Below are 23,155 nucleotides of genomic sequence, written 5' to 3'. Positions count from 1 at the left end.
CCGGATCAGTCGGCGGAGAGCGGCTCGTTCGCGGCGGCCGTCAGCACTTCCTCGGCCGTGCGGTCGCCGGTGATGACTTCCTCGATCTCTGAGAGCGGATACCCGATATCGCGCAGATACCGGAGGTACTCCGGCACGCCACGCCGATGCGTGCCGCGCCATGCATCCGGTCCGGTCCGTTCCTCCAGCGCGCCGAGCACCAGACCGAGCACGATCACTTGTGCGCGTTGTTCGGACGCGCCGACGAGGAGTTGCTGCACGCTATCGCGGAATCCGGCGGCATTGATGCCAAGTAGGTCGGCCGCGCCGTCCGGAGCATGGAAGTCCGACAACAGCGAATTATCGAGAGCGATCATGTTCGCGGTGAATGCGGCGGCACTTTTCGGCGGGGTTCGTCGCGCGAGTTGTTGACGCACCCACTCCCGACGCGTGTCGGTCGCGGCACGGCCAAATGTGTTGAGCACGCGGACGTTCCGGCGCTGGGCTGCTTTCTCGGCCTCCTGCTGGGCGGCTACGTGGCTCTCGTTTTCATCGTGATCCGCTGGCTCATTGGCATGGTGCTGGCGGCGGTCGACCACCCCGGCGGCGTCCAGATCGACGCAGTAGAAGGCAGGAGTCCATGCGGGCTGTAGTTCAACCGTATCCGCGTGCCGCATCCCTCCATCGGGCTCGGCGGACGGATCGCCTTCGGTGTCCCAGTCGACGGTGTCGGGGTCGATCTCCTCGCCGGTAGCGGTGACGATGCAACTACCGTTCTCCTCATACACCATGTACACCGCCCAAGCAGCCGGGTTGGCGGACACCATCTCCAACGTGACCTCGCCGCCGTCCGGCCTCCGTAGCCAGGTGAGCCGAACAGGGTCGGCCGCGTAGGGGTCGGGTTCCTCCGCGAGGATCGGGTGGCCCAACTCTGTGTATGAAGCGGCGGCTTCCTCGGCACGGCGACGCTGCTCCTGCTCCCTGCGTACTTGAGCGGCAACGTGATCGAACCTGCCCGACTCGGCGGCTGTCAGGAGACGAGCCACAACATCCGGCGAGTCTTCGAACTCGGCCAATACCTCACCCTGCGCCAGCGTCAGCGCACCGGAATCCACAGCGGCACGGGCTGATTCGGCCTTGGCGACGATACCTGCGGCGCGGACTTCCGCCCGCTTGATGTGGACTTTCTTCGAGACCGCAGTAGCCGACAAGCCGAGGTCGAGCATCTGTGCGAGTGCGGTAACTCGTTCTGCGCCAGTCAGATTCGCTCGGTGCTCGTTGCTGACCAACTGATGGGTGATTCTATCCAGTGCTCGCGCCTTATCGTCGGTCTCGACGGTAGGCCGAACATACACGGGAATCACCGCCAATCCGGCTTGCCGGGCGGCAAGCACGCGGCGCTGGCCATCTTGGACGGCGACCGTGCCATCTGCCCGCCGGACGGCCGTCACGGGCTGAAGGACGCCATCGGCGACGCTTGCGACGAATTCGGCGTCCAGGCTCACGTGGGACCGTACGTTTTCGTCGATAACGACGGTATGAGGGTCCAAGTGCTCGAGCACACCGGCGGACGGTTCGACCGTGGGGGAATCCTTGCTTGTCATCGTTGCCTCTCAGATATGGTTCAGAGCGGCACCGGGCAGGTACCAGCTGCCCGGTGCCCCTGCAGGTGGGTTGAGATCATGGCCTTCGATCAGACGGTCTGCAGCAGGTGAAATGCGTTGAGCTTCAGGTCTCGAACGGTGTCGGACGTGAGGGTTCGCAAGGCTCGGGCGTCGGCCGGATTGCCGACGCCCTTGCGGACCTCCATGAAGTGGTCGGCGTACTCGGTGACGGCGTTGTAGGTGGCCCACTTCGTACTACCGAGAGGAGTCACCGTGGGAGACATGACGAAGAGGCGCGTGATGTTGTTCGCGTGAATGCGGCGGTTCTCAGCGGTCCGCTCCGTTTCGGCCTTTTCGACTGCCATGAGCTGGTCGGCGAAGGCGTGCACCTCGGTAGCCGTCATGTCCTGGGCGTAGAGCCGTGCGGCTTCCCGCTCGAACTCCTCGACGTAGGCGAATGTCAAACCCAACGCTTCTCGGGCTTCCGCAATCGAATTCGTCGCCCCGGCGGTGTGCCGAATCGAGAACGACGCCTTTGCGTGTTGCAGGGCGGCGGTCTGGGTGTTGGCGCACACGATACGAATCGGTGTGATCAGGAGCCGAAACGCTGATGTCCCGTCGTGCGAATTCAGTGCGGCCAAATAGAACTCGGTCGTGTCGCGAGATCCGTCTACAGCTTGGAAGTTCATTGTCATCGGCAGTTTCATCGTGACGAACGTTTCTCGGCCGCCGTAGAGAGCTCCGGCGGTCTCGAAATGGGCCCCGGACTCATCGACCAACGCATCGAGCAATTCGCAACTGGCTTCGTTCTGCACAGGCTGATATCCGGCACCGACCACACCGAGACAATCGAGTCCACCCGTGATCGGATTGTTTCTCACGGTGGCGAATTTGCCGACGACCGGGATTGGGTAAGGAACTGTCTGGCCGCTGGCATCCGGCAGTGGTTGCGCCGGAATCTGCAGCGGCATCTTGCGCACGTTCCACCCGGCGAGATGGGCCTCGCGTAGCGCTTCCGCTGCTGTCATCGCGTGGCCTACCTGCTGGCCGAGTTGGTGCCATGCGTCTGTTCGTGAATCTGCAAATGCGGCAATGCCATTCGTGACGTCGAGGTTGTGGGGCATGGTCTGAACTCCTCTCAAAACTTGGTTTGCCTTACACGAACTATTTTACTCGTATTAGCTCTAATATCAACGGGGTACCTGATGTAAATATCCAGGTAGATGGACTGATAGGGCTTTGGACGCCTTGGCATCTAGGCCGATCACCGGAGGCGGTGACACGTGTACGGCCGTACGATGTTTGTGTGAGTGGAACTACGTTTCTGGACGTGGCTGCCGTCGCACAGCGGTTCGGGTGGACGGAAGACTCGACTCGCACCCTTCACCAGCGTGCCGAGCGGCGCCGTCGTGAGGGATCACCCCGTCCGGGTGATCTACCACCGCCTGACAATCGATTCGGGCGTTCACCGGTCTGGCTCGTCGAGACAATCGAGAAGTTCGAGGCGAACCGTCCTGGCCGCGGTGCCGGTGGTGGTCGGCCGCGCAGGCCTTAAGCATCCCGGCTTGGTCAGCCTTCTCCCCTCGAACTGCAACTATTTTCCGAGCGCCTGCTAGGCGACGGTCGATGGTTGCAGCGGAAGCTGAAATCGGCCCTGCCGCAGCTGGCGCTGCAGTGGCAGGGCTCCCGATTTGGTGCAACGCCGCCCGCCTTGGTGATATATTAGAGCTAATATTAGTCTATACTCGATCTTGAGCACTTGGGGTGCACATCGCCCGGCGCGTTCACGTGCTGGCATCCGTGCAGGTAAGTGGGCGGAAGCAATGCAATCGGAGCTGGTCATGATCAATGACGATCCTTGGCTGACGCGGGAGAGCGCGGCGAAGTATTTGGGGTTGGAGAAGAAGACCTTGGCGAACTGGGCATGTAGCGGTGTGGGGCCGAGGTTTGCTCGGGTCGGTGGCAGGCCACGGTATCGGCTGTCGGATCTGGAGGCATGGGTGGAAGCCCGTTATGTCAGCTGAGGGCGGCTGGTTCGCGTCGTTGAGGTTCACAGCTCGGCGTCCGCTGACGGTTGGTCACCGTACAGCGACCATATAGCTAACTATCGCGCCCTTGCGACTGTTATGTCACCTCAAGGAGATTCGCCATGTCCATCGCGGCGCTTGGTTAACGCACCGCTTGCCGCGTGCCGAGAGCTAGCGGAAGGGGTGAGTCAGTGCCGCAGATCAGGATGGAGCCTGGTGCGCGTCCGTCGAAAGACAAGCTCAGCCCTACCAAAGGATCTGACGGCATATGGCGTTTGGACCGAGTCCGGCATCGCGCCTTCAGCGGCCGGTACGTCCGCTCCAGCGGCTCGGGCGCGACCCGAAAGGAATGCCTCGAAGACTGGGAGGCCAACTTCGAGGCGAATCGCAGGAAGGGCAGTGTTCGCACGAAGCCGCGGCGGCGCCAGTTCGAACTGACCGACAAGATGAGCGTCGTTTTCGCCTACTACGCGGAGCATGAGCGGAGAAGGGTCGTTGCTGGCAAGATAACGCAACAGACGTGCGACTCCTACCTGCGGGCGATTTTCAAGGCGGATGGACCGCGGGCTGATCCCAACGCCATCAAACTTGATGAGGAGTTGGGGGACCTCACGATTGGCGAAGTCGGCAAGCCGGCATTCCTGGCCGACTACCTGGATGACGTTGCGGAGTGCTATCCAGGGGTTGCCGTCACCCACTACGTGATCCTGCGTGGAGTGTTCCAAATCCTCACGCTTGCAGGGTTATTCGACTACAGCCCGATGACTCCGGTGCCGAAACCCCCGGCAGGCAAGGGAAACCAGCGGGCACTCACCGCAAATGAACGTGCGGAGTTCTTCGACCTCATCCCGAAACGGCTGAAGCGCGCGAAGTACTTCCGACCCTTATGCCTGACGCTGCTGGGCACCGGCATCCGGCCTGGTGAGGGCTTCGGTCTTATCTGGCGCGACATTGAAGGACTCGACGATGAGACCGTCGAGAACGCGGTCATTCACGTGTATGCGACGGTCATCAAGCCGAAGGGTCGAGGTAAGGCATTCAGGCAGCTGAGGCGAAAGCGCGGACCCGGGTACTACGTGACCGCGCCGAAGTGGCTGACCGATGAGCTAAGAGCCTGGAAGCGCGTTACCGAACCCAAGTCCGACGATCTACCGGTGTTCCTGTCCTCAAATGGCAACATGGTTGCGCCGGGCACTGCGGAAAGCGCGCTCAGTGCCGTACGGGCGGACACCTCACTCGAATGGGTGACGCTCGGCAACTTCCGAGACACCGTTGCTACTCACATCACCGGTAAGACGGCCGATCCAGCACGCGCGAGTGCACAGTTGGGGCACTCGGAGGGGAGTAGCGTCGCGAAGCGTCACTACATCGACCCGGACGGATACATCCGACAGGCAGTGGACAACGCGGACGTCCTCGAAGACCTCGCACCAGCGAAAGTTGGAACAAAGTTGGAATTTTCGCTGGTTTCCGCGTAGGTCCGAGCCCCTGACGAGGGCGTCGTCCCCACCTCAGGGACAACCCTGATTTCCACCCGGATATCGGCTCTCACCTGGTGATTTCTCGGCTTAGGCCTGCCAGCATGGAGTAGTCGGATCGCCACGGCGGCGGTTGTCGGAGCAAGCCTTCGGAGGCACGAAATGTTGTGGAAGATCATCGGTATCGTCGCGGTCGTCTGGATCGCGCTGGCCATTCTGGGTGCGCTGATCAAGGGACTGTTCCCGATTCTGGTGATCAGCGCCATCGTCTTCGGGCTGTACCTGCTGTACAAGGCGGTGTCGGGCTCGAACAACAACACGATCAGCAAGCTTTAGCGCCGGGTGGCGGGTGCCGGGAATCATCCGCCGTCGGTGTGCGTATGAGGCCGCGCGCTCGCTCTGCCCGCGAGCGCGCGGCCTTCCTCGTATTGGGTTGAATATCGTTCCGTGGAACAGATTCCGGAGGACTGGGAGCGCGCGCTGGTCATCGTCGCGCATCCCGATGACATCGAATACGGTCCGGCGGCCGCGGTGGCGCGCTGGACCGGGCAGGGCAAGGATGTCCGCTATGTGCTGGTGACCAGCGGTGAGGCGGGTATCGCCGGACTGCCGCCCGCCGAATCGGGTCCGCTGCGTGAGGCGGAGGAGATCGCGTCGGCCAAGGCGGTCGGCGTGGACAAGGTGGAGTTCCTCGGCTATCCCGATGGCCGGGTGCAGGAAAGTTTGGAGCTGCGGCGCGATCTGGCGCGGGCGATCCGGCGGCATCGGCCGGAACTGGTGGTGCTGGCCAACTTCGGCGATACCTGGCGGCAGGGTTACGCGAACAGCGCCGATCATCGCGCTGTCGGCCGGGCCGGGCTCGACGCCATTTCGGATGCGGGCAACGAGTGGATCTTCCCGGAGCTCGCGGATCTCGCGCCGTGGTCGGTGCGCTGGGCGGCGGTGGCCAGCCCGACGGTGACGCATGCGGTGGATGTCACCGAAACCGTCGGCAAGGCAATCGAATCGCTGTCCGAGCATCGCCGCTACCTCGAGGTGCTGAGCCCGGAACCGGTCGCGGATCAGGTGCGCGCCATCGTCGATCGATCGACCGCCCCGATCGATGGTTTCCCGGCCGAGCGCGCCGTCGGCTTCGAGCTGTATTACTTCGCGGGCTGAATCGCCTGCGCCGCAACGCGTTCGACGACCGGGCGCCACGATTCCAGCGGCGTGACGGCCAGTCCGACCGCCTTGCCCGCGTCGTCGGCGCGGCGCAGGGCGACGGCGGCCGCGAAATCCGGGTCGGCGCGGAACTTTTCGGCCTCGACCGGATCCATCGGGCCGCCCTGTGCGATCAGTGTGCGCCGGCTGGACGGGGAGAGGGTGTGCGCGATGTCGGTGGCGGCGAGGTATCGCTTTGCGACGACGTGCAATTCGACAAGTCGCGCCACCCGTGCGCCGAGCAGCGCGTGCACGGCCGCGGCGCCGTTGCGGCCGTGTCCCGCATCGTCGCCCGGCGCCAGCTTGTGCCCGATATCGTGGACCAACCCGGCGACCTGAAGCTCCGCATCGTCGGGATGCCATTGCCGCAGCAGTTCGGCGCATTGCAGATCGTGGTCGAGGATGTCGACGGGGTCGCCGCTGCGGTCGGGCATATCCCAGGTGTCGGCGCAGTCGGCCAGCAGGGCGAACAATTCGTCGATGGTGGATATCCGCATCGGTACTCCCAGCTCGGCATGCATTGGTCTAGACCGTAGACGGTGTAGGTGAAATGCGGGTGAAGTCTCGGCGTAGCGGTCCGATCGTGCCGACAACGGGTGTGGCACGCTAAGCGGATGCGAGTAGCCGTCGTCGCGGGTCCCGATCCCGGGCACGCCTTCCCCGCGATCGCGCTGTGCCTGCGCTTCCTGGCCGCGGGCGACGAACCGGTGCTGTTCACCGGTCCGCGCTGGTTCGCTCAGGCCAAGGCGGCGGGCATCGCGGTGCGCAGGCTGAAGGGTTTGGCGCCGCGCCCGAACGAGGACGACGCCGACGCGGGCCGACGCATTCACGAACGGGCGGCGCATATTTCGACCGAGATCCTGCCCGATCTCGGCGCCATGCTGCCGGAACTCGTGGTCTCCGATGTGCTGACCGCGGGCGGTGGCATGGCCGCCGAACGGCTCGGCGTGCCGTGGGTCGAACTGTCCCCGCATCCGCTGTACCTGCCGTCGAAGGCGTTGCCGCCCATCGGAAGTGGGCTTGCGGCGGGTGTCGGTGTGCGCGGTCGGCTGCGCGACCGGCTGCTGCGCGCGCTCAGCGCCCGCGCGGTGCGCCGCGGTGAACAGCAGCGCGCGCAGGCGCGTCGCGGAATCGGCCTGCCGGCAACGGATCCCGGCCCGGCCGCCCGACTGGTGGCCACCTTGCCCGCGCTGGAGGTCCCGCGCCCGGATTGGCCGGAGCGCGCGCACGTGATCGGCCCGCTGTTCTGGGAGCCGACCGAGGCCGTCCTGCCCGCGCCGCCGGGCGACGGTCCGCTGGTGATGGTGGCCCCGTCCACGGCGCACACGGGTGTCGCGGGCATGGTCGAGACGGTGCTGCGGGCACTGGCCGGAACCGGTGTGCGAGTGGCCGTTTCCACGCTCGACACGCCACCCACCGACCTACCGTCCTGGGCCACAGCGGGTTTGGGACGGCAGGACGAACTGCTCCGGCAGGCCGCCGTGGTGATCGGCGGCGGTGGGCACGGTCTGCTCGCCAAATCGCTGTCGGCCGGTGTGCCGATCGTCACCGTTCCGGGCGGCGGCGATCAGTGGGAGTTGGCCAACCGCGCTGTGCGACAAGGTAGTTCGCTACTCGTTCGGCCGTTGACCACCGAAGCGCTGCGTGCCGCCGTCGAGCGCGTGCTCGCGGAACCCGGCTTCACGACCGCCGCGCGCCGGGCCGCGGCGGGCGCTACGGACGTCGCCGACCCGATCCGGATCTGTCATGAGGTGCTCGACACCGTACGCATGCCGTAGGAAGTCCCATCCGGCGGCCCAGCTCGCCGCCTGGCCGCTTTGTCGTCGCCGATACAACCCCGATATCGGCCCCTTCTCCGCCTGATGAGGGCTCCTTCTCCGCCTGATGAGGATTGGCGAGGGGTCCATCGGGGCCGACTCGTCAACCTGCCAGGCGACGAACTGGACCGCGGATGCGTCCGGCCGGACTTCGAACACAGGCCTGTATCTTGGGCACGGTGCGGTTGACGGAATTCCAGGAGCTGTTGCATACCGAATTCGGTGTGGCCCGCGGCGACGCGCTGCTGGCCGACCACGTGATCCCCGCGCTCGGCGGGCGGACGGGATCGGCCGCCATCGAGGCCGGGGTCGATCCGCGCGAGGTCTGGCGGGCGTTGTGCTCGGAATTCGACGTACCGCGAAATCGCTGGTAGTCGAGGGATTTCGCGGATGGATACCACCGGGCTGCCGCGGGCGGTGGCCGAGGTGCTCGGCGCGGCGCCGACAGTTTCCACCGCGCATGAGGGTATGAGCGGCGGGGTCGTCCTCGTCGACGGGCGGTACTGGGTCAAGCGCGGTCCGCATGCTATCGATGAGCATGCCCGGTTGCACTGGCTGGCTGGGCAGGGGATCGCGCTGCCCGAGGTGGTGGTCTTCGAGCGGGACGTATTGGTGCTCGCCGATGCCGGGGCGCCGAGCCTGGCGCGGCATCCGGCTCCCGGCGCGCTGCTGGGAGAGACGCTGCGCGGGCTGCACCGGTTGCCGATCGAGACCTGCCCGTTCGACGGGCGGCTGGATACCGTGCTGGCGCGGGCGGCCGAGCGAGTGGCGGCCGGATCGGTGGATCCCGCGGACTACGACTTCGACCACCATGGCCTCGCACCCGAACAGATTCTGGCGCGGTTGCGCGACGAGCGCCCGGCGGAACGGGAACTCGTTGTCGCGCACGGTGATTACACGCCATCGAATGTGCTCCTCGGCGGCATTGTGATCGACGTCGGCACGCTCGGCGTCGCCGATCGCTACCGTGATCTGGCGCTGGCCGTGCGAGACCTGCGCGACGATTTCGGTGCGGGCGAGGTCGAAAGGTTCTTCGCGGCATACGGTTTGGCCGAGCCGGACGAGCGGCGGCTGGAGTACTACCGGTTGCTCGACGAATTGTTCTGAGCCTCCGGCTTTTTGGCGTAGTGCCTGGCCGCCTTGGTGCGGTTGCCGCAGGTCGCCATCGAATGCCAGCGCCGGGTGCCGTTCTTCGAGGTGTCGTAGAAGAACAGGACGCACTCGGGGTGGGCGCACTGGCGGATGCGGCCCGGCGCGGTGGCGAGCAGCTGTAGCAGGCTGTCGGCGGCGAGCCAGGCCGGTACCCAAGCGGGATCCGGGATGTCGGGGATGTCGGCGGGGCCCGAGTCGGTGAGGGTGCGCCTGATCCGGCCGCGTTCGAGGATTTCGTTGAGCGCGGTGTGGTTCGCGTGCCGCACCGTGTCGTAGATGGCGGTGCGTGCGGCCAGCACCGCGTCCAGGGTGCGCGCGTCCGCGGTGGCCTGGCCGTCGAGTCCGGTGGAGCGCAGCCAGATGGTGAGGCCGTCGACGCCGGTGAGCAGGTCCTGCGGGCCGTCACCGATCCACCGTGTGTTCAACAGGTCCAGTGCCAGCGGTTCGCCGAGATGTGGGCGTGGATCGCGCATGACTGAGGGTATCGACCTCCTCCGATCGGCCGGATGACTAACCAGCTATTCCTGAATTACCGGTTGACGCGGCTGTGGGCACCCGGCTAGCGTACTAACCACTAAAACAATATTAACGGTTAGTCCCTGGGAGGGTTCATGACCACCGCGCAACTCACCACCGGACATGTCGGGCTCAATGTGTCCGACCTCGAGCGATCGATCGAGTTCTACCGGCGGGCATTGGGTTTCGAACAACTGCGGGCGGGCGGTGAAGCCGGACGCCGCTTCGCGTTCCTCGGCTTCGGCGGCGCGCCGATGCTGACGCTATGGCAGCAGAGCACCGGCGGGTTCGCTACGGAAACGCCTGGCCTGCACCATCTTTCGTTCCAGGTCGAGTCCATGGACCAGGTGCGCGAGATCGAGTCGGCGCTGCGTGAGCTGTCGGTGCGGTTCGCCTACGACGGTGTGGTCGCGCACAGCGAGGGTGCGGCGTCGGGCGGCATCTTCTTCGTCGACCCGGACGGCATCCGGCTGGAGGTGTACGCGCCCGCCGGCGCCGAGGCCGCGCCCGCGCCGAGCGGCGACGCGCCGACATGCGGATTTTTCTGAGCCGCCGCTTTGTTGTTTCGAGAGCATGCCGAATGCCCGGCCCGACAAGAGGTTTGCCATGTCACCCTTCCACCCTGGTGAACTCGCGGTCCAGCGGCGCATGGGCCAGGCTGATACGGCGACGCGGGTCGGCCGGATCATCTCGGCCGAAATCCCGCCCGTCGCCGCGCTTTTCCTGGCGGAGCAGCGGTTGGTCGTGCTCGCCGCCGCCGATGCGGACGGCCGGATGTGGGCGAGTCAGCTCACCGGCGCGCCCGGTTTCGTGCGCGCCGTCGACACCGGGACGATCGGTATCGCGGCCCGGCCCGTGCCGGGAGATCCCTTGCGGGCGGCCCTTACTCGGCCGGCTCACGTCGGAATGATCGCGCTGCAACCGCAGCGGCGCAGGCGAATGCGGGCCAACGGCACCGCCGAACCCGCGGACTATGGGCTGCGCATCGTCACCGATCAGGTGTACTCGAACTGCCCGAAATACATATCGATCCGGGATATCGAATCCCGGCTGCCCGTCGCCCAGCCGCCGAGTTCGGTGCGCGGCACCGAACTCGACGCTCGCCAGCGGGATGCGATCGGCGCCGCCGACACCTTCTTCGTGGCCACCGCCGACGCGGAAGGCAATGCCGACGCCTCGCACCGCGGCGGGAATCCCGGCTTCCTACAGGTGCTTTCGCCGACCCGGCTGCGCTGGCCGGACTACCGGGGCAACTCGATGTTCATGACGTTGGGCAATATCGCCGACGATCCGCGCTGCGGACTGCTGATCCCGGACTGGTCCGGCGGCGCGCTACAGCTCACCGGAACCGCCGAACTGGTTTGGGATCCGGACACTTTCACGGCGGGCGCGCAGTGCTCGATCGACTTCACGATCAGCGAGGTGGTGGAGTTGCGCGACGCCTATCCGCTGCGCTGGACCCGGCCGGAACTGTCACCGGTCAATCCTTGAAAGGAAATCATGCGACCCCCATTCGACCTCGAATCGGCCAAGGCGAAGGTCCGTGCCGCCGAAAACGCCTGGAACACCCGCGATCCCGAGCGGGTCGCGGACGCGTACACCGCGGATTCGGTGTGGCGCAACCGCGACGAGTTCTTCACCGGCCGTGCCGCGATCGTCGAATTCCTGACCAGGAAGTGGGCCAAGGAGAACGGTTACGCGCTGCGTAAGGATCTGTGGGCGTTCGAGGGCAACCGGATCGCAGTGCGATTCCAATACGAATGGCATGACGAGTCCGGGCGGTGGTGGCGCAGCTACGGCAACGAACAGTGGGAATTCGCACCGGACGGCCTGATGTCGCGCCGCGAGGCCAGCATCAACGATGTGCCGATCGCCGAGGCCGATCGGCGGATCTTCGGATCGCGCGGCCCGGACGAGGCGGATGCGGTACTGCCGCAGCAGTAATCGCTTGGCGCGCAACGGCGATGGCACCATTGCGGGGTGGTGCCATCGCCGGATCCGGCTCAGCCGACGAGGACTTCGTCCGGCGCGGTATCCATTTCCGGTGCGGGTTTCCGGGAGAACAGCCCGAATGCGATGAGCCCCAGCGCAATACCCACCGCGGCGGCCACCGCGACCGCCCAGTCGAGCCCGGCCGCGAAGTCGGAGCGCACCGTCGGGTGCTCCGCACCGGCGACCTCGCGGAACACCGTCCCGAGCACCGCGACACCGAGCGCGAGCCCGAGCTGGCGTGCGGTGTTCACCGCGCCCGCCGCCATACCGCTCTGCTGCGGCGCCACCGCGGCCATGCCGACCGCCACCAGCGACGGCGCGATGACGCCGATCCCGATCCCGGTCACCACATAACCGAGAATCAGTGCGGTCCAGGATGATTCGCCGTCGATAACGGTCAACAGGCCGGTTCCCGCGCTCGTCACGACCAACCCGCCGCCGATCGTCCACTTCGGGCCGACATCGTGCAGCAACCTGCCGAATACGCCGGACACCAGGAACGATGTCGCGGCCATCGGAAGCATCGACAGCCCGGCATGCAGCGCGCTGAGCCGCAGCGGCTGCTGCAACCAGAGCGATACCAGCGGACTGCACGCGAAGGCGGCGAAGTTCATGCCCGCCGCGGCGAGCAGGGTGGCCGTGAACTCCCGATTGCGCAGCAGCGAAAGCGGGAACATCGGTGTGGCGGAACGGGATTCGACGATCACGAACAGCACGATGGCGGCCGCGCCGATGCCCAACCCGGCGAGTGCGATGCCGTCGGCCCAGCCGTGTTCACCGCCGCGGATGATGCCGAAGGTCACCGCGGTGGCGAATACCGCGAAGGTGAGCATGCCCGCCAGGTCCACCGGCCGGTCCCGCCGTCGGGCGGACGGCCGGAAAACGATGGCGGACAAGGCGATCGCCACGGCCGCGATCGGCAGGTTCACGAAGAAGATCCAGCGCCACGAGAGCGCGTCGATGAGTACGCCGCCGAGCACGACGCCGACGCCGGCGGCCGCACCCGACACCGCACCCCACGCGCCGAACGCGACGCCGCGGTCGCGCCCGGTGTACGTCGCGTGCAGCAGCGACAGTGTCGTCGCGAACATCGCCGCACCGCCGATACCCTGAAGTGCCCGCGCGGCAACGAGAATCGCCGCGGAGTCGGCGACGCCACAGGCGAGCGAGGCGAGCGCGAATACGGCGAGCCCCGTCAAATAGACGTGTTTGGCGCCGAATCTATCGGCGAGCGAACCGAATACGAGCAGCAGCGCCGCGAGGGCCAGTGCGTATCCGTCGACCACCCAGGCCAGTCCGGACAGGCCGGTGCCGAGATCGGTGGCGATATCGGGCAGCGCGACGTTCACGATCGTGACGTCGATGAGCAGCATCAGCGTGCCGAGACACGCGGCGAACAGCGGCAGCCATTTCCGCACGGTGGCCTCCAAGATCGAGTGAAGAATATCGACGCCAAGCGTGCGGCATGCTTGAATATCCACCTAGCCATCCGTCGATCGGTATTGGATTCCGCCTAATATGCCCGAGACTCAGTCCGAATCCTCCGTATTGGATCTACTTGATCAACAGATCGTGCACGCCCTGGTGACCGACCCGCGCATCGCCTTCGCCCGGCTCGGATCGATCCTGGGCGTCTCCGAACAGACCGTCGCCCGGCGCTATCGGTCGTTGCGGCAGCGCGGCATGCTGCACATCTGCGGCATGGTCAACGCGGTGCCGCTCGGCAGCACCCGGTGGTTGCTGCGCCTGCAATCCACCCCGGACAAGGCGCTGCGGCTGGCCGAGGCGCTGGCGCGGCTGCCCGATGTGAGCTGGGTTTCGCTGCTGTCCACCGGTTCCGAGGTGACGTGTGTGATCCGGCCGCGCACCATCGAACAGCGAGACCGGTTGCTGCTCAACACACTTCCCAAGGCCAGCCAGGTGACCGGGCTGCGGGCGTACGAGATGATGCACCGGTTCGAGATGGACGAGGAATGGCCGCGCTTCGGGCATCTGCTCACCCCGGATCAGTTGCGGGCGTTGGGACCTCGGCGCGCGCCCCGCGACGACACCGGCCCCGACGCGCCGGTCGAACTGTCGGCGAGCGACGAGGTGATGCTCGCCGCGCTGGCCCGCGACGGCCGTGCCCCCTACGCCCAGCTGGCCGCCGAAACCGGTTGGAGCCCAACCAGGGTCGCGCGTCGCATGGCCGAATTGCAGAAGGCCGGGGTGCTGTACTTCGATATCGATTTCGCCGCCGAGCGCATGGGATACACGGTGCGGGCGACGATCTGGCTGCACGTGCGCCCAGCCCTGCTCGACGCGGTGGGCCGGGCCGTCACGACCCATCCGGAGGTGGCGTTCGTCGCGGCGACCACCGGTCCATCCAATCTGACGGCGTCGATCATCTGCCGGGACACCGCGCACCTGTACCGGTACGTCACCGAGCGGCTCGGCCCGCTCGACGGCATTGCCGACGTCGAGGTCACCCCTACCTTGCGGCTGCTGAAACAGCAGCAGGCGCTCATGCGCACCGATCGCATCGCGCTCGTTCCGCAGTGAGTGGGGCGCGGATAGCGCTCGCGAGCCGCATACTGCGGGCGGGGATTGTCCGCCGACAGATGCGCGTCAGGGCTGGATGTTCTCCAAGTCGTCGAGCAGGCTCGGATGCTCGGGCCGCCAGCCGAAGGTCTCCCGGGTAAGGGCGCTCGAGGAGGGCTGGTCGGTGGTGAAGATCGGGCCGAGCGGGCCGAACATCTCTTGCGGCACGGATTCCACCGGGAGCCCGAGTCTGCGACCGATGACCGCGGCGATATCCCGTACGGCGTCGCCCTCGTCGGCCACGGCATGCCACGCTGTCCCGGCCTGCGCCTTCTCCAGCACCAGCCGGAAGAGCACCGCCGCGTCGAGCGCGTGTACGGCCGGCCAACGCTGTGTGCCGTCGCCCGGATATCCGGCCACGCCGTTGCGGCGCGCGGCGTCGGTCAGCACGCCGGCGAATCCGCCCTTGCCCTCGTTGTGCACGGTGCGCGGCATGCGGACCGCCGCGCTCCGGACGCCCTGCGTGGCCAACTCGAGCACTGCCGTGACAGAGCGGCTGCGGCCCCCGACAAGTCCGTCGGTCGATAGCGGATCGGCCTCGGTGGAGACGCGACCCGGCACCGGCGGCGTGCCCGAGACCGTGACGAACGGGCGGTCGCTGCCGACGAGTTCCGCGCCGATGGCCGCCAGCGCGGCGCTCTCCTCGGCGATCGCCGCCGCGACGGCGGCCTGGGAGCTGAAGCCTTCGTGACGGAAGGCCAGGTGGATCACCCCGTCGGCCTTGGCGGCGGCCGCGCGGAGGGCGGGCAGATCGGCGAGGTCGCCGCGGACGGGTTCGGCGCCCGCGATCCGGAGTGCCGCCGCGGACGAGTCGGTGCGAGCGAGCGCGAGGACGGTGTGGCCGTTGCCGAGCAGTTCGGCGACGACGGCCGAGCCGATCAGGCCGGTGCCGCCGGTGATGAAGACGTGCATAGTCTCTCCTCGGAGGTGATGGGACTCTTGTCTCATCACCTTAGCAAAGTGATGAGACAAGAGTCCCATCATTTACGATGATCGCATGGCGCGGTGGGAACCTGGAGCACGCGAGCGGCTCGTATTGGCTGCGGTGGACCTGTTCACCGAACAGGGATACGACGCAACGACTGTCACGCAGATCGCCGAACGCGCCGGGGTCACCAAGAGCACCTTCTTCCGATACTTCCCCGACAAGCGCGACCTGTTGATGGCCGGGCAGCAGACGCTGAGTCGGTTGCTGACCGAGGGGATCGCCGCAGCGCCCGAAGGGGCCACCCCCCTCGAAGCGGTCGCGGCCGGCCTGGAGCGCGCGGCGGGCGCGATGGGTCCGATGAACCGCGAACTCGCTCCCCGTCTGCGGGCCGCGATCGCCGCCAACGTCGAACTCCAGGAGCGCGACGCACTCAAGAGCGTCGGTCTCGCGGCGGCGATAGCCGACGCCCTCGTCGCCCGAGGCGTGTCGGAACCCGCCGCGCAGCTCGTCGGTGAGCTGGGTGTCCTCGCGTTCAAACGGGGCTACGCCCAGTGGATGGAAGCCCATCACGATGCCGCGCTGGCGCCCTATGTCCTCGCGGCATTGGCTGAGCTGCGAGCGGCCGGTCAGTCCCTCGCCTGAGCGAATTCCGGTAGTCGATCTTGTTGAACCCGAGCGGTTTCGTCGGGCATCGGCGGTCGGTAGCGCGGCGATTGCCGGGTGTCGCGAACTCGTTTGCGTGTCGCCGGGCGCGTCGCTTGACTCGAACACCTGTTCGTCTAGGCTGGTCGCCGGAACTTGTCGGTGCCGCCCTCTAGTGTGAGCGCCAACCACAACGAGAGACTTACCCGTCGAAAAGGGGATCAGCACATGGCACCACAGGCGTACGACCGCGACAAGGCGCTCGAACTCGCACTGGCGCAGGTGGAGAAGAGCTTCGGCAAGGGCGCCGTGATGCGACTCGGCGAGGAGGCCCGCCAGCCCATCTCGGTCATCCCGACCGGTTCCATCGCGCTGGACGTCGCGCTCGGCATCGGCGGCCTGCCGCGCGGCCGCATCGTGGAGATCTACGGCCCGGAATCCTCGGGTAAGACCACCGTCGCGCTGCACGCGGTGGCCAATGCGCAGGCCGCGGGCGGTGTCGCCGCCTTCATCGACGCCGAGCACGCGCTCGATCCCGACTATGCCCGCAAGCTCGGCGTCGATACCGACGCACTGCTCGTCTCCCAGCCCGACACCGGTGAGCAGGCCCTGGAAATCGCCGATATGCTGGTCCGCTCCGGCGCGATCGACATCATCGTCATCGACTCGGTGGCCGCGCTGGTACCGCGCGCCGAAATCGAGGGCGAGATGGGCGACAGCCACGTCGGTCTGCAGGCCCGCCTGATGAGCCAGGCGTTGCGCAAGATGACCAGCGCGCTCAACAACTCCGGCACCACCGCCATCTTCATCAACCAGCTGCGCGAGAAGATCGGCGTGATGTTCGGTTCGCCGGAGACCACCACCGGTGGTAAGGCGCTGAAGTTCTACGCCTCGGTGCGCCTCGACGTGCGCCGCATCGAAACCCTCAAGGACGGCAGCGACGCGGTCGGCAACCGCACCCGGGTCAAGGTCGTCAAGAACAAGGTGTCGCCGCCGTTCAAGCAGGCCGAGTTCGACATCCTGTACGGGCAGGGCATCTCCAAGGAGGGCTCGATCATCGATATGGGTGTCGAGCAGGGCTTCATCCGCAAGTCCGGCTCCTGGTACACCTACGAGGGCGACCAGCTGGGTCAGGGCAAGGAGAACGCCCGAAAGTTCCTGCTGGAGAACACCGACGTCCGCGACGAGATCGAGAAGAAGATCAAGGAGAAGCTCGGCATCGGCGCCGATGTGACCGCATCCGACGCCGCCGAGGTCCCCGCCGATTTCTGACCCGATGCACAGTCGGCGTTCCACCGATCCGCGTCCCGCCGTCGAGCGGTCCGACGAGATCGGGCGGATGCGACGCCGGCTAGATGAAATCCTTTCCGCCGCGGGCCGTCCCGATGACCTCGGAAAACGGCCGGGTGGGCGGGAACCGGAACGAGTCCGGTCGGCCGAAGGTGGTTTGGCCGAACCGGGCATCATGGGAACTCGGTCGAGCGCATCCGATCCGCAGCGGGCGCGCTCGACCGGTTCCCGACGAGGTCGCCGAAACGAGGCGCGCAACCCTGACTCCCCGTCGGCCGATTCCGAACCTTCCGACGGTCGATGGGTGGATCCGGTGGCGGCCGGATCCGGAGGCGGGACGGTCGAGCAGGCAAAGGAGGCGTGCCTGCGCCTGCTCGCCGTCCGCGCCCGCAGCCGCGCCGAACTCGCACAACGCTTGAGCGCCAAGGGATTCCAACCCGAGGTGATAGAGGCGGCACTCGACCGGATGGCCGAGGTCGGACTCGTCGACGACGCCGCCTTCGCCGAACAGTGGGTGCATTCCCGGCACACCTTCTCCGGCAAGGGCAAACAGGCGCTGGCCCGCGAACTCCGCATCAAGGGCGTCGCCCCCGCCGACGCCGACGCGGCCCTCGCCGCCATCACCACCGACGACGAATCCGCCCGCGCCACCGAACTGGTCCGCCGCAAACTCCGCACCCTGCCCCGCGACCTCGACCGTGACAAAACCATCCGCCGCCTCGTCGGCATGCTCGCCCGCCGCGGCTTCGGCCAGTCGTTGGCGTACACGATCGTGAAGGCCGAACTCGCCCAAACCGATTGCGATATGCCCGAACTCGGCCCTGACCTGGACTGATCGAACTGTGTGCCCTATGGTCCGGAGCAGATCGCGGTTTCGAGTGCGCGGATTCCGGCGGGGTAGTGCGCTTTGTCGACATAGTCCTGGTTGAAGGTGATAGTCACCGCGCGCCCGGTGGCCGGGGCGATGCCATCGAAGGTCAGGAAGCCGGATGTGCCGCCGGTGTGTCCCCAGACCTCTCGGCCGCAGGACGTCGACATCCGCATAAGGCCGAGTCCGTATGCCATGGCGCCTTTTTCATCGATGGTTCTCACCTTTCGCATTTCCGCCAATTGCGCGGGTGGCAGCAGCTTTCCGTTCAACAGTGCGGTGAAGAACCGGTTGAGGTCGGCACCGGTTCCGACGATGGCTCCCGCCGCGCCGGCCAACGACATATTCTGGCTCGTGTAGTCGACACGTTGGCCACCGATCTCGGTATAGCCGATCGGATGCGGACCGCGGATATCGGTTTCGGTGGGATCCGGATAGTAGGTGTCGTGCAGACCCAGCGGTTCGAGGATGCGTCGGGTGATCTCCGCGCCGACCGAAGCGCCGGTTATCTTTTCGATCACCATCCCCGCGAGGGCGTAATTGGTATTCGAATACGCCCACTGCGTGCCGGGTTCGAAATCGGCGGGCGCGGTGAGCGCGTCGCGGACCACCTCCGTGATATCCGCGGTCGACCATCGTGCATGCTCACTCAATATCTCGACCTGCCCTGGCTTGGGTTTTTCGCCGAACTCCGCCGCGTACTCCGGCAATCCACTGGTGTGCTGTAACAGGTTTCGGATGCTGATGCGATTGCCATCGATGCCCGGCCCGTGCACCACTCCCGGTAGATACCGTTCCACCGGTGCATCCAGATCAACCTTGCCCTCGGCCACCAGCTGCAACAGCACTGTCGCAACGAAAGTCTTGGTATTGCTGCCGATCCGGACTCTGGCATCGTCGGCGAATGGCCTGTGCGTCGCCAGATCACCGGTGCCCGCGTGGACGGTCCAGGTGCGATCCTTGTCGCCGATCACCGCTTGCGCACCCGGAAAACCAAGCCGCACAGCATCGTTCAGTGCGGTCGCGACCTGCCCTCGACCCACTTCCGTCGCGTCGGCCGAATCGGCCACGCCGCAAGATGTTGCCGCCACAGCTGCGACCCCTACCACCGCAAGTTTCATCCTCACGGCACCAAGTTATGGAACACGACCTGCGATGAGCAGCCCGCTGGCACCCCAGCCACCGTTATGGGTAGTACTACCGACGACCTGGGGCAGGCCGGATTTCCTGGCATTCAGTGGTCATGTTGCGGCTATTTCGCCTGCAGCAGATCGAGGCGGCGGGGATACAGGCAGAAGGCGCCGCGGTGGGGGATGCGGATGGTGCCGCGGCGGCCGGTGCAGGTCCAATCCAGTTCGAGGCGCCAGTCGGTCTCGTATTCGGTGGCGTGCGGCTCGAATACGAGGATTTCCGGATCGTCCGGCCGGATCTCGAGGGGGAAATCGATATCCCGCGCGGTGATCCGGGGAACTGCCGGATCCAGGTCGACGATGAACGGGCGCATCGGCAACATCGACAGGATGCTGGCGGTCGCCAATGGTGGCCGCGCATCACGGCGCGTGAGTACGACAGCGCGCCCGCGCCGCAGTACGACGGCTTGTTCGCTCAATGTCTCCAGCAGCACCCTGATGGCGTGGCTACCGCTCACCGGAATCGAGACACCCTTGCCGAAGGGCTCGCAGCGCACCTCGAAGGTGCTGTGGAACTCGACGGTCGTCCCGACCGGTTCGTCGACGAGCGCGGACGAGCGGCGCATGCCGATATCGCCGCGGACCTGCGGCGTCCGAGCCGCCGTACGGTCGGATTCGCCGCGCACGGATGTGTCGGGTGTCCGGCGTCGCCACCAAGGCCATCGACCAGGCCGACTCGTGGCCACCGACCCTCCCACCGCTCGCTGAACCATCAAGTATCCACAGCGAACTCGGTCGCCGCACAGGTTCTCCGGCATGTCACGGCCGTGTCGTCGACGCACTCCGTGCTCGGTCGCGCGGACGGCCGACGATCCGGTCGGATCGTCGGCCGTCCGCGAGCCGGTTCGGAAGACTGTGGCGCCCGGCCGATCTGATGCGGGAAGGCCAGATTGTCCTCATCCGGCCGGTTCGGCGAGGGAGCTCGCGATCGCCCGCTTCAGCCGCGGGTCGAACAGTGCGCTGGCATGTCCGCGGCCCGGAAGTAGGACCAGTCGGGCGCCGGGGATACCGGATGCGGTGGCACGCAAAAGATTCGGCGGAATCAAACGATCACGGCCGCCGCCGGCGACGAGCGTTGGTGCGGTGATCTCGCCGAGCCGCCCGGTGACGTCCCAGGACCGCACCGCGGCGACCAGCGCCGCTTCGCCGGGCACCCGCGGTCGCCCCGGAAGCATTGCGAACGCGGCGAACAGCAGCAGTCGCAGCGGACCATGCGCGATGAGGCGGCTGCCGATCCAGGCGCTGGACCGGCCGGGGCGATCCGGTTCCAGCATCCGCGACAGTTCGCGCAGGCCGCGCTCATCGATGCGGCTCGCGGTGACGCAGAGCGCGATGCGCCGCACGGTACGCGGATGATCAAGCGCCAATTGGAGAGCGGTGGCGCCGCCGCCCGAGACGGCCATGATGTCCACCGGCTGCCCGAACCGATCGCCCAACGCGGTCGCGTGCCAACCGGCGAGATCGGCGATGGTCATGCCTGCGGGCGGGTGCGTCGGACGGTGGATCAGGTGAACGGTGCGCCCGAGCCCGGTGGCGAGCGCGGCGTTGGACCAGGCCGCCATCCGCGGCACACGCACCGATAGGTCGGCGCCTTGCCCCAGGCCCGGCAGGACTACCAGCGGCGGTCCCGCGCCTACGGCGATCACCGACAGACCGTTGTTCAACCGCTCACCGCGCATCGGATCCCATTTCATATCACCGTCTCGATGTCGCTCCCAATGTATTCGGGGTTACCCCGGCAAACCGGACGTGGACGGCGTCGCCGTGGAGGTCGACGCCGAGAACCGGTTGCTTGCGGTCAGCGTCCCCAACTGCGCCGCGTGCTCGCGGCGTACGAGGCGGCGCTACAGGACAAGGAACCGAAGGTGGCGCACGCGATGCGCGACCTGACCGCCGACCCCCGAGTCCAATCGGTGCGAATGTTCGCCGACGCCAACATATCCCAACCGCCCGCCGAGGACGACCTGGACATCTCGGTATGGGTCGGAAGCGCGGCCGTCGAACGGGTCTGGTGAATCGAAGGTGATGCGGCTCTCCAGCGCATTCGAGCTACGCCGTCGGCGCGCTGGACACTCCGGAACAGAGACGGGCCTTGTGCCGATCGGGTCGCTCTCCGGACATACAGAGATACGCGACGACCCCGGTTCGAACGACGGCGTGCACCGGATATCTGCGAATCCGTAGGTCACGCAACCGGTTCCGTAGCTGGTACGGAACCGGGCCGTTCGAACCGGGGTCGGCGGCTAGGCCTTCGCCCCTGCGAGGTCGACGCCGGGGGCGGCGTCGGTGAGGACGGAGTCGGCCGCGATGACCGTGCCGCCGCGGGTTCTGCGACGGGCCCGCAACCACTTCTCCAGTTTGGTCGCCACCAGGGTCAGCGCGCTGTTCAACGTGATCATGATGATAGCGATGACGATCAGCGACGGAATCGTATTCTGCTGGGCCGCACCGAGTTGCTGGCCGGAGCGGACGACCTCGGTGTAGGTGATCTGGTAACCGAGGGCCGAATCCTTCAGCGCGACAACCATTTGCGAGACCAGCGCGGGCAGCATCGAGGTAATGGCCTGCGGCAGCAGGATGAGTCGCATCAGCTGGCCCTTGCGCAGGCCGAGCGCGACCGCCGCCTCGGTCTGGCCCTTCGGCAGCGACCGGATGCCCGCTCGCACGATCTCGGCCATGACCGACCCGTTGTAGATGGTCAGCGCGATGACGACCGCGGCGAGCGCCAGATCCTCCGGCTGGAAGGTGGCGTTCTTCGAGAAGGAGGCGAACAGGAAGATCATCAGGATCAGCACCGGAATCGCCCGTGCCACTTCGACGATCGCGCCCGCGATCCAGCGCACCGCCCGATGGTCGGACAACCGCAGCACACCGAAGATCATGCCGAGCACCAGCGCGAACACGATGGCCAGCAGCGCGGCGACGATCGTGCCCTTCAGGCCGGGCAGCAGGTATGTGGTCCAGATGTCGGCCTCGAGGAACGGCTTCCACTTATCCGCGTCGAACTGGCCCTTCGCCGCGAAGCCGCGGTAGAACACCCAGCCGACGCCGAGGAGGACGACCACGACGAGCACGGAGTAGATCTGGTTGCGGACGCGCGCGCGGGGACCCGGCGCATCGAACAGAACTGATGCGCCGCCGCTCATCGCGCCACCTCGAATCGTTTGGCGAGCCAGCCGAACAGGATTCCGGTCGGCAGGGTCAGGATGATGAAGCCGAGCGCGAAGATGGCGCCGATGGCCAGCAGCGCCGCCTCGTTCTCGTTCATCTTCGCCATCAGGAAGGCGGCCTCGGCGACGCCGATGGCGGAGGCGATGGTGGTGTTCTTGGTAAGTGCGATCAACACGCTGCCCAGCGGTGCGATGACCGCGCGAAATGCCTGGGGCAGCACGATGAGCCGGAGGTTCTGCGAGAACGAGAGCCCGAGCGAGCGACCCGCCTCGGACTGGCCCATCGGCACCGTGTTGATGCCCGCGCGCAGCGACTCACAGACGAATGCGCCCGTGTAGATGCTGAAGCCGACGACGGCGTAACGGAAGTTGTTGGTGGCCAACGAATCTCCGCCGAGCTTCCAGCCCATCGTCGCGTAGAGACCCAGCGACATGAACACGATGATCAGCGTCAGCGGGGTGTTGCGGAAGATGGTCACGTAGGCCGTGCCCAGCCAGCGGGCAACAGGTACGGGCGACACACGCAGCGCGGCGACAATGGTGCCGAGTATCAGCGCACCGACCGCGGATAGCACGGTCAGTTGAATGGTCACCCAGAAGGCATCCAGGATTTGCTTGTGGTACCTGGAGATCAGGTCGAACACGGCGGACGCGTCCCTCCGATCGCGAGTCGAGCTGCCGGGAAAGCAATGAAGGCTGTGGCGGGTGATCCGACCCGGCAG

26 protein-coding genes are annotated in these 23,155 nt (G+C 66.5%); 15 read left to right on the top strand and 11 right to left on the bottom strand.

From position 1 onward, the window contains the following. Positions 1-5: 5 nt before the first annotated feature. Both F5544_RS30570 and F5544_RS30565 read right to left on the bottom strand, forming a co-directional pair. Positions 6-1,583, bottom strand: coding sequence for a ParB/RepB/Spo0J family partition protein (locus F5544_RS30570; protein WP_167476384.1), 1,578 nt, complete (start codon positions 1,581-1,583; stop codon positions 6-8). A gap of 89 nt (positions 1,584-1,672) precedes the next feature. Further along, positions 1,673-2,707 (bottom strand): DUF932 domain-containing protein, encoded by a 1,035-nt coding sequence (locus F5544_RS30565; protein WP_167476383.1) that lies wholly within the window; start codon positions 2,705-2,707, stop codon positions 1,673-1,675. Between the two features lie 717 nt (positions 2,708-3,424). Between F5544_RS30565 and F5544_RS30560 the strand changes: the two genes are divergently transcribed. The 4 genes from F5544_RS30560 to F5544_RS30545 all read left to right on the top strand — a co-directional run bounded on the left by F5544_RS30560 (position 3,425) and on the right by F5544_RS30545 (position 6,246). Further along, positions 3,425-3,607 carry a helix-turn-helix transcriptional regulator gene (locus F5544_RS30560; protein WP_238846745.1) on the top strand — a complete coding sequence of 61 codons (183 nt, stop codon included), beginning with the start codon at positions 3,425-3,427 and terminating at the stop codon, positions 3,605-3,607. 194 nt (positions 3,608-3,801) lie between these two features. After that, a complete protein-coding gene (locus F5544_RS30555; protein WP_167476381.1) occupies positions 3,802-5,088 on the top strand; it encodes a tyrosine-type recombinase/integrase in 1,287 nt (428 codons plus the stop codon). 162 nt (positions 5,089-5,250) lie between these two features. Beyond that, on the top strand, positions 5,251-5,424 hold the full coding sequence (locus F5544_RS30550; RefSeq protein ID WP_167476380.1) for a hypothetical protein: 174 nt from the start codon (positions 5,251-5,253) through the stop codon (positions 5,422-5,424). Between the two features lie 111 nt (positions 5,425-5,535). Continuing rightward, positions 5,536-6,246, top strand: coding sequence for a PIG-L deacetylase family protein (locus tag F5544_RS30545; RefSeq protein ID WP_167476379.1), 711 nt, complete (start codon positions 5,536-5,538; stop codon positions 6,244-6,246). Here F5544_RS30545 and F5544_RS30540 read toward each other — a convergent pair. Next, positions 6,231-6,785 carry an HD domain-containing protein gene (locus tag F5544_RS30540; RefSeq protein WP_167476378.1) on the bottom strand — a complete coding sequence of 185 codons (555 nt, stop codon included), beginning with the start codon at positions 6,783-6,785 and terminating at the stop codon, positions 6,231-6,233. The two genes, F5544_RS30545 and F5544_RS30540, sit on opposite strands and share 16 nt — an antisense overlap. 117 nt (positions 6,786-6,902) lie before the next feature. Between F5544_RS30540 and F5544_RS30535 the strand changes: the two genes are divergently transcribed. From F5544_RS30535 to F5544_RS30525, 3 genes are all read left to right on the top strand, one after another. Then, positions 6,903-8,066: a glycosyltransferase gene (locus F5544_RS30535; RefSeq protein ID WP_167476377.1), complete on the top strand. Its 1,164-nt coding sequence runs from the start codon at positions 6,903-6,905 to the stop codon at positions 8,064-8,066. 218 nt (positions 8,067-8,284) lie between these two features. After that, the gene (locus F5544_RS30530) at positions 8,285-8,479 is read left to right on the top strand and encodes a DUF3046 domain-containing protein (RefSeq protein WP_167476376.1); all 195 of its coding nucleotides are present in this window, start codon (positions 8,285-8,287) and stop codon (positions 8,477-8,479) included. A gap of 16 nt (positions 8,480-8,495) precedes the next feature. Beyond that, entirely contained in the window at positions 8,496-9,212 is a 717-nt protein-coding gene (locus F5544_RS30525; RefSeq protein WP_167476375.1) for an aminoglycoside 3'-phosphotransferase, read from the top strand. Here the strand turns inward: F5544_RS30525 and F5544_RS30520 are convergent. After that, positions 9,185-9,730, bottom strand: coding sequence for a CGNR zinc finger domain-containing protein (locus F5544_RS30520; RefSeq protein WP_167476374.1), 546 nt, complete (start codon positions 9,728-9,730; stop codon positions 9,185-9,187). The two genes, F5544_RS30525 and F5544_RS30520, sit on opposite strands and share 28 nt — an antisense overlap. A gap of 138 nt (positions 9,731-9,868) precedes the next feature. On the opposite strand from F5544_RS30520, the gene F5544_RS30515 reads away from it, so the two are divergent. The 3 genes from F5544_RS30515 to F5544_RS30505 are packed head-to-tail and all read left to right on the top strand — an operon-like array spanning position 9,869 to position 11,717. Beyond that, positions 9,869-10,321, top strand: coding sequence for a VOC family protein (locus tag F5544_RS30515; RefSeq protein WP_167476373.1), 453 nt, complete (start codon positions 9,869-9,871; stop codon positions 10,319-10,321). A 58-nt stretch (positions 10,322-10,379) separates the two neighbouring features. Next, positions 10,380-11,264: a pyridoxamine 5'-phosphate oxidase family protein gene (locus F5544_RS30510; RefSeq protein ID WP_167476372.1), complete on the top strand. Its 885-nt coding sequence runs from the start codon at positions 10,380-10,382 to the stop codon at positions 11,262-11,264. Between the two features lie 9 nt (positions 11,265-11,273). Next, on the top strand, positions 11,274-11,717 hold the full coding sequence (locus tag F5544_RS30505) for a nuclear transport factor 2 family protein (protein WP_167476371.1): 444 nt from the start codon (positions 11,274-11,276) through the stop codon (positions 11,715-11,717). Between the two features lie 59 nt (positions 11,718-11,776). Here the strand turns inward: F5544_RS30505 and F5544_RS30500 are convergent, their stop codons facing one another. Continuing rightward, entirely contained in the window at positions 11,777-13,183 is a 1,407-nt protein-coding gene (locus F5544_RS30500; protein ID WP_238846744.1) for an MFS transporter, read from the bottom strand. Between the two features lie 100 nt (positions 13,184-13,283). On the opposite strand from F5544_RS30500, the gene F5544_RS30495 reads away from it, so the two are divergent. Further along, the gene (locus F5544_RS30495; protein WP_167476370.1) at positions 13,284-14,306 is read left to right on the top strand and encodes an Lrp/AsnC family transcriptional regulator; all 1,023 of its coding nucleotides are present in this window, start codon (positions 13,284-13,286) and stop codon (positions 14,304-14,306) included. 66 nt (positions 14,307-14,372) lie between these two features. Here the strand turns inward: F5544_RS30495 and F5544_RS30490 are convergent, their stop codons facing one another. Next, on the bottom strand, positions 14,373-15,257 hold the full coding sequence (locus F5544_RS30490; protein ID WP_167476369.1) for an SDR family oxidoreductase: 885 nt from the start codon (positions 15,255-15,257) through the stop codon (positions 14,373-14,375). 85 nt (positions 15,258-15,342) lie between these two features. Here F5544_RS30490 and F5544_RS30485 point away from each other — a divergent pair, with 85 nt between their 5' ends. From F5544_RS30485 to recX, 3 genes are all read left to right on the top strand, one after another. Further along, entirely contained in the window at positions 15,343-15,915 is a 573-nt protein-coding gene (locus F5544_RS30485) for a TetR/AcrR family transcriptional regulator (RefSeq protein ID WP_167476368.1), read from the top strand. 228 nt (positions 15,916-16,143) lie between these two features. Continuing rightward, complete coding sequence (gene recA / locus F5544_RS30480) at positions 16,144-17,187, top strand: recombinase RecA (RefSeq protein ID WP_167476367.1); 1,044 nt, start codon at positions 16,144-16,146, stop codon at positions 17,185-17,187. Between the two features lie 322 nt (positions 17,188-17,509). Next, positions 17,510-18,040, top strand: a complete 531-nt coding sequence (recX, locus tag F5544_RS30475; protein WP_238846743.1) for a recombination regulator RecX — start codon at positions 17,510-17,512, stop codon at positions 18,038-18,040. A 14-nt stretch (positions 18,041-18,054) separates the two neighbouring features. Here recX and F5544_RS30470 read toward each other — a convergent pair whose 3' ends face one another. The 3 genes from F5544_RS30470 to F5544_RS30460 form a co-directional block, all read right to left on the bottom strand. Further along, positions 18,055-19,143, bottom strand: coding sequence for a serine hydrolase domain-containing protein (locus tag F5544_RS30470; protein WP_167476366.1), 1,089 nt, complete (start codon positions 19,141-19,143; stop codon positions 18,055-18,057). A gap of 182 nt (positions 19,144-19,325) precedes the next feature. After that, positions 19,326-19,889 carry a hypothetical protein gene (locus F5544_RS30465; protein WP_167476365.1) on the bottom strand — a complete coding sequence of 188 codons (564 nt, stop codon included), beginning with the start codon at positions 19,887-19,889 and terminating at the stop codon, positions 19,326-19,328. Between the two features lie 270 nt (positions 19,890-20,159). Then, a complete protein-coding gene (locus F5544_RS30460) occupies positions 20,160-20,957 on the bottom strand; it encodes an alpha/beta fold hydrolase (RefSeq protein WP_167476364.1) in 798 nt (265 codons plus the stop codon). Positions 20,958-21,083: 126 nt separating this feature from the next. Between F5544_RS30460 and F5544_RS30455 the strand changes: the two genes are divergently transcribed. Next, positions 21,084-21,278, top strand: a complete 195-nt coding sequence (locus F5544_RS30455; protein ID WP_167476363.1) for a hypothetical protein — start codon at positions 21,084-21,086, stop codon at positions 21,276-21,278. A 228-nt stretch (positions 21,279-21,506) separates the two neighbouring features. On the opposite strand, the gene F5544_RS30450 is transcribed toward F5544_RS30455, so the two are convergent. After that, entirely contained in the window at positions 21,507-22,409 is a 903-nt protein-coding gene (locus tag F5544_RS30450; RefSeq protein ID WP_167476362.1) for an amino acid ABC transporter permease, read from the bottom strand. After that, positions 22,406-23,077, bottom strand: a complete 672-nt coding sequence (locus F5544_RS30445) for an amino acid ABC transporter permease (RefSeq protein ID WP_167476361.1) — start codon at positions 23,075-23,077, stop codon at positions 22,406-22,408. The genes F5544_RS30450 and F5544_RS30445 overlap by 4 nt, the downstream gene beginning before the upstream one ends. Positions 23,078-23,155: the final 78 nt, after the last annotated feature.

Source organism: Nocardia arthritidis, from assembly GCF_011801145.1.
GTDB lineage: Bacteria > Actinomycetota > Actinomycetes > Mycobacteriales > Mycobacteriaceae > Nocardia > Nocardia arthritidis_A.
Note: the sequence above shows the minus strand (reverse complement) of the source record. Positions and strands in the feature narration are given on the sequence as shown.